The sequence below is a fragment of the Streptomyces sp. NPDC088794 genome (assembly GCF_044750545.1).
Classification (GTDB): domain Bacteria; phylum Actinomycetota; class Actinomycetes; order Streptomycetales; family Streptomycetaceae; genus Streptomyces.
The window spans coordinates 58066-68554 of record NZ_JBIVKB010000026.1 but is presented as its reverse complement, the minus strand read 5'-3'; the positions used below and the strand labels follow the sequence as shown (position 1 = coordinate 68554).

Genomic DNA, 10489 nt, shown 5'->3' with positions numbered 1-10489 from the left:
CTGTGGGAATCGTGGCCTGATCCTTGCGCAGGGTCACACCAGGGCGGGCTTTCGCCGTCTGCGCAGTCGGTCGTACTTTGGGGGGCCGTTTTGTAGCCTGGCGTATCGGCCAGTGCGCATGAATCGGCCTGGTCGGCGTGGTGACTCCGAGCCTTGAGGATCCTGACTTGCTTGTTGTCGGCTCGGTGGACGAGGCGGTGCACGCCCCGAAGGGAGTGCACCGCCGACGCTCGGACGGCTACGCGGAAGCCTCGGGTTCCGTCACGTAGCCTTCCGTCCACTGGTCCTCGTCGATCACCGCCTCTTCCACATAGAAGCAGTTGGGCTCTTCGGCGAACCCAGGAAGCAGCCGGGCGCGCTCGATGCGGCTCTGGGCGGCGTCCCGGCTCGAATAGGTGCCGAGATGCTTGACGTCGTCACCGGCTTCTTCGTCGGACCAGAAGTCGTCGGGTTCCGTGAAGTGCCGGACCACGCCGTCCTCTTCGGCCTGATGATGCACGTGCCACAGCAGGTACACCTTTGAGGGTCCGTTCATGCGGTCTCGTAGCCTTTGCTTTCTTTCTGCGGGCGGTTGATCGGGGTACAGGTACTTCTAGTTGCGGGAGAGGTACTTCCGCACCTTGTTGTAGATCGAGCCGGGCCCCTTCTTGTAGGGCGGGCGGTAGCCGCCGTGCTTCATCACCCGGTCCGTCGCGTGATCCAGTGACTCACCGGAGCCTCTGCGTTGGCCCTTGGCGAAGTTGGGTACGTCGTTGCCCTTGGCCTTGCCGGACTTCTTGGCTTCCTTCCACAGGACCTGGACCTTGTGGATCGCCCAGCTCTTGCCGTACCACCAGATGAGGCCGATGATCGCCACGACTGCGGCGACGCCGATGATGGCGAGTACCGTACTGGCGCTCGCTCCGCCCACCGCGAGCCCGACCAGGGCGATCGCGGCCATGCGTCCGTCGAGGTCGACCATGTTGACCGGGTCGCCGCAGACGTAGTCGTAGTTGTTGCAGCTGCCGCCGGCGACCGGGTCGACCTGGAGGAACCGGCCGGTGGTCGCGTCGTACAGGCGGACGCCCATCAAGATGAGGCCCGTGACGGTCTCGGACGAACGCTGCTTGCCGCCCAGCCAGTCGTAGCGGGTCGCCGGCTGGTCGGCCCGCGGGTTGCCGTACTCGTCGGCGTCGAAGACGATCGGCGCCGTACTGGTGTCGACCGGCAGCGCGAGGGTGATGTCGCCGTGCAGGTTCGACAGCATGAGGACCGTGTCGCCGGTCTTGCCGGTGGTGGCGGCGAGATCGCCGTCGGGGCCGTCGACGTTGCGGGCCAGGGCTCCGCTGGCGGTGTTCTCCACGATCCAGCGCGGGTCGTCCGCATCCGAGTCGTAGTGGTTGAGCTTGGATCCGGTCTGGGTCCAGGTGCCGGACGCGTTGGACTCTGTGGTCCAGGAGCGGAACCTCAGGGCGGAGTCCAGGGCCCAGGTCTGGCGCTGGGAGCCGGCGGTCTGCTGCTGGACGAGATCATTGGCGAAGTAGGCCAGCGTGGTGCCCGGCAGCGCGGTGGTGCGCCCGAAAGCGTCGTAGGTGTAGCCGGTGTTCACCAGCCGGTCCGCGCTGTCGTAGGTGTAGGCGGTGCTCGTACCGCCGGTCGTGGTGCAGTCGATGCCCGGGGCCGAGACGGCGGTCGCGAGCGTCTTGCGGTTGCTGTTCTTGTCGAAGGTGTAGGAGCGGGTGGTGCAGACCGCGTCGGCTCCGGTGTCCTGCACCTGGCCGAGACGACCGGCCTTGTCGTAGGTGTAGGCCTGGGAAGCCGTCACGCCGGGCGTGCCGGTGTGGGTGGCCACCTGGCCCTGGACGGTCGCGGTGACACTGTCGGAGACCAGCACGGTGCCGTCGCTGTCACGGGTGTAGGTGCGTGCGACCGGACGTCCTGCCGGGTCCAGGTCCTGCTCCATGGTGTAGCCACCCGGCAGACCCTGGCTCGCCACAGTCCCGTCGGCGTCGTAGCGGGCGGAGAAGGTGCCGGCGACGGAGTCGCCCACCGAAGTGGCCAGTCCCCGGGGGTCGATCGCGGTGTCGTAGGTGTACGTGGTGGTCGAGGGGACGGTGTCGGTGACGGTGGTGGGCCGGTCGAGCGCGTCGTACCGAGTGCTGGTGGTACCGCCGTCGGCGTCCGTGTAGGACATCTGGCGGCCGAGCCGGTCGAACGTCTTGGTGATGGTGCCGCCGGCCGTCGAGGTCTGCTTGTTCTCGTCGCCGGTGGCGGGGTCGTACGACGTGGTCGTGGCCGGAACGGCTGAACCGGTTCCGCCGGAGACGGTGACCGTGGTGGGCCGGCCGGCGGTGTCATAGCCGTTCACGGTGGTGCGGGTGACGCCGTTGGCGGTCTCGGTGATCTTGGTGGTCTGGCCGAACGTGCCGTACTCGACGGTCCTGACCGGGAGCTGGCCCGGGTTGGAGCCGCCGCCGGTGACGGCCGCGGCGGGACCGGTCTGGCAGACCGCGCCGGCCCATTCGGGCCTGCCGCCGCAGGTACCGGTTCCGTCGCTCGTGTAGTAGCTGGTGAGGGTCGTTCCGGCGTCGGTGCCGGTGGCAGCGGGCCGCTGGGTCTTGGTGACGCGGCCCTGGTTGTCGTAGGACGTGGTCGCGGTCAGTGCCAGCCCGCCCGGGTCGGCGGTGCTGCTGTTGGCCACACCCTTGGTCCAGTCGTAGCCGATGGCCGTGACCCTGGCGTCCGCGGTCAGCGACGGCCAGGACCGCAGCTGCGCGCCCACGGTCTGCTGGGTGACCTGGTCCCGCACGGCGGCGGTGCCGTCCGTGGGCCGGCCGCCGTCGTAGTCCTTGACGGTCCGGGTACGGGCCATGACCGTACTGCCGGCCTGTGCGACCGTCGCCGTGCCGTTCATGAGTTTGGCGGCGAGGGTGACCGGATGCAGCGGCCCGTCCTCTTCGAGTTCGCGGGTGCCGGCGTCGTTGTAGAGAGTGACGGTCGACAACAGCTGGGCACGTTCGGCGGAGGACAGGTTGATGATGCCGAGCGCGGTCAGTCTGGCCCGCTGGTCGGCGGTGGTGCCCAGGGCCAGTTCACGGTTGCCCGCGCTCAGGCTGCGCACGGTGTTGCCGAACTGGTCGTACTCGGTGACCCCGATGTGGTGACCCGGGGTGACCGTGTCGACCTCACGGCCGGAGGCGTTCAAGTAGTGGATGTCGGCGCGGGTGTAGCTTCCCGCGGTCAGGGAGCTGCCGTCGTTGCCCGAGGGCACCTGGTCGGCGGGGAACACCGCGGTGGCGTCGCTGGGCCGGTCCGTCTGCCCCCACGAGTCCGTCGCGGAGGAACCGAGGTTCTCCGGGGCGGCCGTGCCGGACAGCGGCACTCCGTAGACGACGCTGGTCGCGGCGGTGCCGTTGGTCTGGTCGGCGCTGCCGGGCGTGAGGGTGGGGCGCGAGGCCTTCAGCAGCATGCCGGCACCGGCGGCCGGGTTGGATCCGGCCTGTCCGTAGGTGAACGTCCACGGCAGCTGCCCGGGAGGCGTCAGCGTGCCGACACGGCCGGCGCTGTCGTAGGTGTAGGCCGTCTTCAGCGCGGGGCTGATCCGCGGGTCCCACTGCTCGCGCAGCCGTCCGCTGTTGTCGTACGCGTACTGCGCGACGGTCTGCGCGGTGGCGGCGGAGGCGCCCGGCGCGGTCGACCACAGCTTGATCGACGACACCTGGTCCTTCACGTCGCCCAGTGCCGACGAGGTCGCGGTGGTGGCCGGCGCGTAGCCGAACTCCAGTACGCGGCACCCCTTGGTGGCCGGCGTGGTCACGCAGGTCGAGGCGGAGACCGCCGACGTCGGCGCGACGATCATCTTGGGGCGGGAGGTCCGGTACTCGCCCAGCGTCACCGGCTCGCTGACGGTGGTCGTCGTGGTGTCGGACAGGCCGTCCAGGTAGGAGGTGGTGGCGTTGTAGAGCGTCGAGCTGCCGCTGACCGGGGTGAAGGTGGTGGTCTCGCCGTCGGAGTTCTTCAGGGTGAAGGTGCCGCCGAAGGCGCCGGTGAGGTCGTAGTCCTCGGAGCCCGTCTCGGGGATCCAGCCGGTCTTCGCGGAGTTCTGGGTGAAGTCCAGGTGGCTGTCGTGGCCGGCGGCCAGCACGCTCACCGACGTCGACGAGGTCTTCGACATGCCTGACCACGGTGTGGTGGTCTGCTCGCTGGAAGCGCCGTAGAGCCATTCCTTGCCGAAGATCGGCGCCTGCTGCCCGTCGCCGCCGCCTGCCTGCGGGGAGCGCGACGACGCGGTGCGGTCGATCGAGAGACCGAAGAACGACGCGTCGTTGTCGGCGAGGGTGTAGTCGCCGTTCAGCAGGTTCAGCGAGCCGGGACCCACCTCCTCCGTGGCGGCGCCGTCCGCGGTGCGGTCCACTACCGCGGCGACCGGGTCGGAGGACGCGGTCGCGTTGTTCGGGCCGCTGAAGTCGGCGCGAATCTGCACGGCGCCGTCGGGGTTGACGGTGGTGGTGGCGTTCCAGGTGATCTTGGGGCTCTTGCCCGAGGTCAACACGACGGGCCACGCCGTGAGCGGCTGTCCGCCCACCGACACGTCGGCTGCTGGGACGCTCGTCCAGGTGTCGGCGTCACCGCGGCGCCAGGAGAACGTCACGTGGTCGAACTTGGCGCCGTCGGCCTCCGCGGTGAGCGGGAGGCGGGCGGCGGTGCGGGTGCCCTCGTCGGGGCTGGTGACTCCGCCGGGGCCGACATGGAAGGTGTAGGTGAGAGGTTCGGACTTGTTGTCCGCTCGGTCCGTCGCCCGTACCTGGAGGGTGTTGGTGCCTGCCTTGGCGGGCTTGACGGTGATGTTGACCGGACTCGTGCCGCTGGTGGCGACCTTGGTCCAAGTGGTGCCGTCCAGCGACCACTCGACGCCGTTCTGGTCGCCCGACGGAGGGGTCACCTTGAACACGCCGGCCTGGCCGGCGCCCTTGACCCACGCGGTCGAGGGGTAGTCCGTGGACGTCACCGATGTCGGCGCGGAAGGGGCAGAGGTGTCCACGGTGAACGTGGTCCACGGTGACCAGTCGAGGTTGTAGTGGGTTCCGTCGTAGGGGTTGGTACGGAACTTGTACGTCTTGCCGTTCGCCAGGAGACCGGAAGGGACCGTCACCGACGCCGTCCGGCCGCTGGGCACATACGGCGAGACCAGGAAGTTCCCGACCTGCGTGCCGGTGGCCGCGTCGTCGACCTCGAAGGTGCCGTTGACCTTGTCGTTGTTGGCGTCGATGAACGCGTCGCTCAGGGTCGGAGTGGTCGTGTTCACGAACCACGCCCCCGCCCCGTCCTGGAAGAACGGCGGGCCGGCCTGCTGATCGGTGCCGGTCTTGGGCCGGTAGTTGTAGGTGACGGTCAGCTTCGGCACGTTCGAGGCGGCGTTGGCCGAGTTGAACCGCTTCCACTGCATGACCGACGCCTCGTCGGGGGCGCGCAGACCCATGCCGGACGTCGCGTTCTTCGCGGACGCCCAGCTCTGCACCAGGTCGGTGACATCCGCGTTGACCCAGCCGTCAGGGGCCGAGGTGCAGCCGGGGTTGCCCTTGGTCTCGGTGGACGTGGCCATCTTCTGGGTCCAGGCGGGTTGAGCGGTCCACCGCGATGCGGTGGACGCCTTGCCCGCGGCCCAGACGTCCCAGGGATAGGCCTTGCAGTCGGTGTTGCCCGAGTGGAAGTTCCACAACGACAACTTGGCGCTCGATACCAGGGCGTCGCTGACGGGTGCGGTGTTCCAGGTGACGAACGACCGCGCGATCCGCGCGGTGCCGTCGCTGTTCTTCGTCCCCGGATTACCCAGGTCCAGCTCCACATCGCTGGACCAGTCGACGGTCTCACCCTGTTGGACATAGGTGTCGAAGACGTTCGACAGCGCGGACGTCGACGGGTCCACCGTCACCGGGAACTTCGTCTCCGGGTCCGCCAGGAACTTCGCGTCCGGGGTGAAGACCAGATCGATCGCACCCTTGGACTTCCGCACGGTGAGTTTCACCGGCGCCCGGTGGGTGTGCTCGCCCGAAACCGGGTCGACGCGGGCGTCCCACATCACCGGCGCCGGCATGACCGCCTGCTTCTTGCCCTTCCGGTCCGAGAAGAGCAGGCCGCCGTCCTTCTGCTGGACGACCTTGAGCCCCTTCGCCCTCAGCGGCAGTGTGTACGAGTAACCCCCGCCCTGCGGCCGGGCGTTGACGTTCACGAACTGCTCGAACCCGGTGCGCGTCGCCTCCACGACCACGTCACCACCGGGTACCGCGCCACGGTAGGTGGCCCGGTTTCCCTTCAGCCGGGGCTTGGGCAGATCGCCCTTCCAGCGCAGACCGATCTGCCGGTCGCCCTCGCCCAGCGTGACAAGGTCCGTCGACGGGCCCGAACGCCCGCTCCCCGCCGCGGCCTTGAACCCGGCCCGGCCGCCGGCCAACCGGAGCCCTCGCGGATGTGCCTTCGGGGCGACGGCGCCACCGGCGGCCTGGAGGTCCAGGTCGACCGCACGCCACTTGCCCCCGTCGCGGAACCGCACCGGCCCCGCCGACAACTCCGTCGTCAGTGAACCGTTCGGGTTCACCCACGTCGTCGCCGTCTCCGTACGCTCCCCGAGCGCTTCGATCCGCTTCCCCGACAACCGTGCCAGTACGCGCGCCGAGGCCAGGTCGGCGGCGGCCGACGGATAGTGCTTGCTCCGGTGCGACGAGGCCGACTCGGCTCTCTGCCCGGCGGAATCGGCAGCGAACGTCGGCGATGCCTCCGCCAACGTGGTCACGGCTATCACCAGCGCGAGCGAGCCGGCTATGCCCCGACCCCACCCCCGCTCGGGTCTCGGCAAGCCGTGTCCTTGCCTGCTCCAGGCTCTCTTGCGCACTCAATCTCCTTGTTCACAGAAACCCCACAGATGTGAGGCGCCGTGAAACATATCGAGACTGAAAGCGAAGCAAACAAGATCAAATCAACCCTGGGGGCAGTCTAAACCAGTAAATCATTGGCAAATAAAATGCCTGAACCGGATAAAAAGCCGCGAAAAAGGCCCGGATGGGGAGACCGCCCTGCATGTCGATCCCCGGCCCGGAGCGCCCCCCGCGCGCCCCGGACCGGAGGTCCCGTTCTGACCCTGCCCCCAGGTCGGTGTCAGAACGGGTGGGTGGGCGCCGTCGTCGCCCCGGGATTGCACGAAGTCATGGGCAGTGCTCCTGTTCTGCCGGTCGGCAGGCACAGGGGCCCGGTAGGCTCCGGCACCAACAGATTCGTTCGTAAGCGCGCCGGTCTGCAGGGGTGGGCTGTTGCCAGTGGCATTTTGGCAACACGTGGCGGACGGTGCGCTGTTGGGGGGATGATCATCGAGCACGACGGATTCGGTGCCGAATTGCGTCGGCGCCGCATCGCGGCCGGCCTGTCGCTGAGTGAGCTGGCCGGCAAGGTGTACTGCAGTCGAAGCTTCCTGAGCCGTGTCGAGAACGGGCGGCGCAGGGCCTCACTGGAGTTGGCCCAGCTGTGTGATGAAGTGCTGCGTGCCAAGGGGGCGTTGGTCGGTCTGGTGCCGGCGCCGGGGTCCGACACCCAGCAGAGGGCTGGTCGGCGTGGTTCCGGCGAGCGGGCGATCGACCTGGTCAAGTCGCCCCGGAGAGAGCCGGGTTCGGCTCCCGCGCAGGACCGTGCCGAGTTTCGGCGGTTGTTGCGGCGCGGTGATCTCAGTCATGCCGCCGGTGAGATGCGGGACGCCGAGCGGCACTACACCGCCGCCTTCCGCAGCGCCGCCGGGGATTCGCGGGCGCAGGCCGAGGCCGTGATCCGGATGGCTCGGCGGTGGTCCGATCCCGGGCAGGTCGACCGTGAGTTGTTGCAGTCGCTCCGAAGGTGTCTGGCCGCGTTACAGGGCGATGACAGCATCGAGGCCGCGGGCCTGCGACTGCGTCTGGAAGCCCACCTGGCGAAGAAGACGTCCCTGGCGGTCAGCCAGGACACCGCGGCGGGCCTGGCCGGTCCCGGCGAGGGGGCGCGGCTCGCCGAGGACACGCTGCGCCGATTACCCGACGTCGGTGACGACGAGGTGCGCTGCGAAGTGCTCACCGAATGCCGGTGGGCCCGCTACGACTTCATGTCCGCTCCCGACGCGCTCGTCCTCTCCGAACAGCTCCGCGACGCCGCCGCTCGGCACGACTCGCCCTACTTCCGTGGCGAGGCGCTCATGGCCCTCGCCATCGACCAGTTGCGCAACGGCAAGATCTTCAGCGGCCTGGCCACCGCGAACCAGTACCGCAAGCACGCCGCCGACACCCACAGCACCCTCGTCGTCTGGCAACAGCGCACCCTCGACGCCCTCCTCGACCTCTGGCACGGCCGCTTCGACGCCGCCGCGGACTGGGTCTTCCGCGAGTCCCTCGAATTCACCGAGCTCCTCAGCGCCGACTTCGCCGTACCCGCCGACAACCTGCGCCAGACCCGGCTCGGCCAGGCCTACTGGCTGCTGCGTCAACAGGGGCGGCTGGCCGAGCTGTTCACCTCCGACCTGGCCGGGGACGTCGAGCGGCACGCCTACTTCCCGATCTGGCGCGCCGGACTCGCCCTCGCCCTGTGCGAGACCGGGCAGTACGCGGAAGGGGCTGATCTCTTCCTCGGCTGCGCCGCCGACGTCGAACTGTTTCCGCCGTCCGGCTGGGCCGTGCCCACCCTCGTCATCCTCGCGGAGGTCTGCGCCGCGCTCGATCTGGAGGGGGGATTCGAGGGGGAGCTGGCGCAGGTGGTTCCTCAACTACGTGCGCATCTCTCACCGCACGACGGTGAGCAGATCGCGCTCGCCGGGTGGCCCACCGTTCTTCTCGGGCCGACCGCCCGGGCCTGCGGGCTGCTCGCCCTGGCCGCGGGGGAGCCGGAGACCGCCCTCGAACACTTTCGGCAGGCCGAGGTCCCGGCCCGCTCCTCCCAACCGGAACTCGCCCGCCTCCGCCTGGCCCGCGCCCGTGCGCTGCGCCGGGCCGCGGGGCAGGGGAGTGAGCAACACGCTGTCCGGTTGTTGCGGGAGGCGTCGCGCGGGGCCGAAGCGTACGGGATGTCGTGGTTCGGCGGGCAGAGCCAGGCGCTGTTGGACGACCCCCGGCGGAGCTGACCGTAGGCAGTTGATCGAGGGCAGTTGATCGAGGGCAGCTGACCGTACGGCGGTGGCCGCGCCGCCGGAGCCGGGCCGGCCCTGCCAACCCCGTCTCGTGCGCGAAGATCACCGCCTGCACCCGGCCCGAGAGTCGGTCTTCGTCGTGCCGTCCATGCCCGGCATGCGTACGGGACCGAATCCGCGGCCGGGGATCAGTTCCGCCGTACTAGCGCGTCTCCTCCTCCGAGCGCCTCTCGTCCGGGGAGTGCTTCTCCTCGACGCCGCGATAGAAGTCGACGTGGCCCCGAGCCGCCGCCTCCCACGTGTGCTGCGCGGCCAGCCTCCGCCCGGACTCCCGCCGTGCGGTCCCCTCGTCGTCCGCGAGCGCCCGCCCCAACTCCTCCGCCAACTCCCGTGCCGTGCCCGCGAATCGGGCCGCCCCGTCGAACACCTCCCGCAGCACCGGCAGATCACGCACCACCAGCGGTACGCCCGCCGCCAGTGCCTCCATCGCCGCGAGCCCGAACCCCTCCTTGAGGGACGGGAAGGCGAAGGCGTCGGCGCCGGCCACGAGGGTGGGCAGGTCAGGGTCCGGGACGGGTCCCAACACGACCGGCTCTACGCCGAGTTCGGCCGCCCGCGTCTCCCAGCGGGCCCGGTAGTCGCGGTAGTCGAAGAGGGTCTCGCCGCCCGCGATCACCAGCCGTACGTCGGGATGCCGGGCGCGCAGCAGCGCGTACGCCTCCAGCAGGTCCAGGGAGCCCTTGCGGGGTTCGATGCCGCCGACCGTGAGGATGTAACGGCCCAGGCGGCGGCGCCAGTTGGACCTGCCCTCCGCGTCCTGGGCCGCGGCGGCGAAGCGGTCGTACGCGACGCCGTTGGGGATGACCGTCGCCTGGATGCCCCAGCCTTCGGCGAGTTCGGCTGCGACGGACGCCGACACGCAGATGTGGGCGTGGGGTTCGACGATGGCGCGTTCGTGGCAGGCGGCCAGTTCGGGGGTGGTGAACCGGTCGAGGTGGTGGACCGTGCGGACGCAGCGGCCGTGCACCGCGTTGGCGCTGATGCAGTCCTGGGCGTGCACGACGTCGTAGGGGGCGGGGTCGAAGGCCGCGCGGAGGGTGGCGATGGAGCGGAGGATGCGGGCACCGGTCGACTCGTCGGCGGGGCCGTCCGGGAACGGCACGATCCGCAGCCGCACCCGCGCGTCCACCGGCCGGAAGAACCCCTGATCCCCGCCTCGGCCGAGCGTCCACACCGTGACGTCCTCGCCCAGCGCGGCCAGCGCCTCCGCGAGGGCGAGGGTGTGCACGACCCCGCCGCGCGGCTTGGTGGAGTAGCTGAGCAGGGCGATCTTCAACGGACGTGCTCCCTTCGCAGGGCGGTCCCAGCCACCCGGAC

General features: G+C 69.8%; 4 protein-coding genes. 1 reads left to right on the top strand and 3 read right to left on the bottom strand.

Annotation, left to right across the window (positions count from 1 at the left end; translation table 11 throughout):
- Window positions 1–238 precede the first annotated feature (238 nt).
- Both ACIP6U_RS45755 and ACIP6U_RS45750 read right to left on the bottom strand, forming a co-directional pair.
- Window positions 239–535 (bottom strand): hypothetical protein, encoded by a 297-nt coding sequence (locus ACIP6U_RS45755; protein ID WP_401729161.1) that lies wholly within the window; start codon window positions 533–535, stop codon window positions 239–241.
- Window positions 536–592: 57 nt separating this feature from the next.
- A complete protein-coding gene (locus ACIP6U_RS45750; protein ID WP_401729160.1) occupies window positions 593–6832 on the bottom strand; it encodes a DNRLRE domain-containing protein in 6240 nt (2079 codons plus the stop codon).
- A gap of 501 nt (window positions 6833–7333) precedes the next feature.
- Between ACIP6U_RS45750 and ACIP6U_RS45745 the strand changes: the two genes are divergently transcribed.
- Window positions 7334–9106 carry a helix-turn-helix domain-containing protein gene (locus ACIP6U_RS45745; RefSeq protein ID WP_401729158.1) on the top strand — a complete coding sequence of 591 codons (1773 nt, stop codon included), beginning with the start codon at window positions 7334–7336 and terminating at the stop codon, window positions 9104–9106.
- A gap of 208 nt (window positions 9107–9314) precedes the next feature.
- On the opposite strand, the gene ACIP6U_RS45740 is transcribed toward ACIP6U_RS45745, so the two are convergent.
- Window positions 9315–10448, bottom strand: coding sequence for an MSMEG_0565 family glycosyltransferase (locus tag ACIP6U_RS45740; protein ID WP_401729156.1), 1134 nt, complete (start codon window positions 10446–10448; stop codon window positions 9315–9317).
- Window positions 10449–10489 lie beyond the last annotated feature (41 nt).

What these genes read in the sequence shown, in the direction of transcription:
- ACIP6U_RS45755 (WP_401729161.1), bottom strand. Translation starts at nt 535, where the DNA reads ATGAACGGACCCTCAAAGGTGTACCTGCTGTGGCACGTGCATCATCAG.
- ACIP6U_RS45745 (WP_401729158.1), top strand. Translation starts at nt 7,334, where the DNA reads ATGATCATCGAGCACGACGGATTCGGTGCCGAATTGCGTCGGCGCCGC.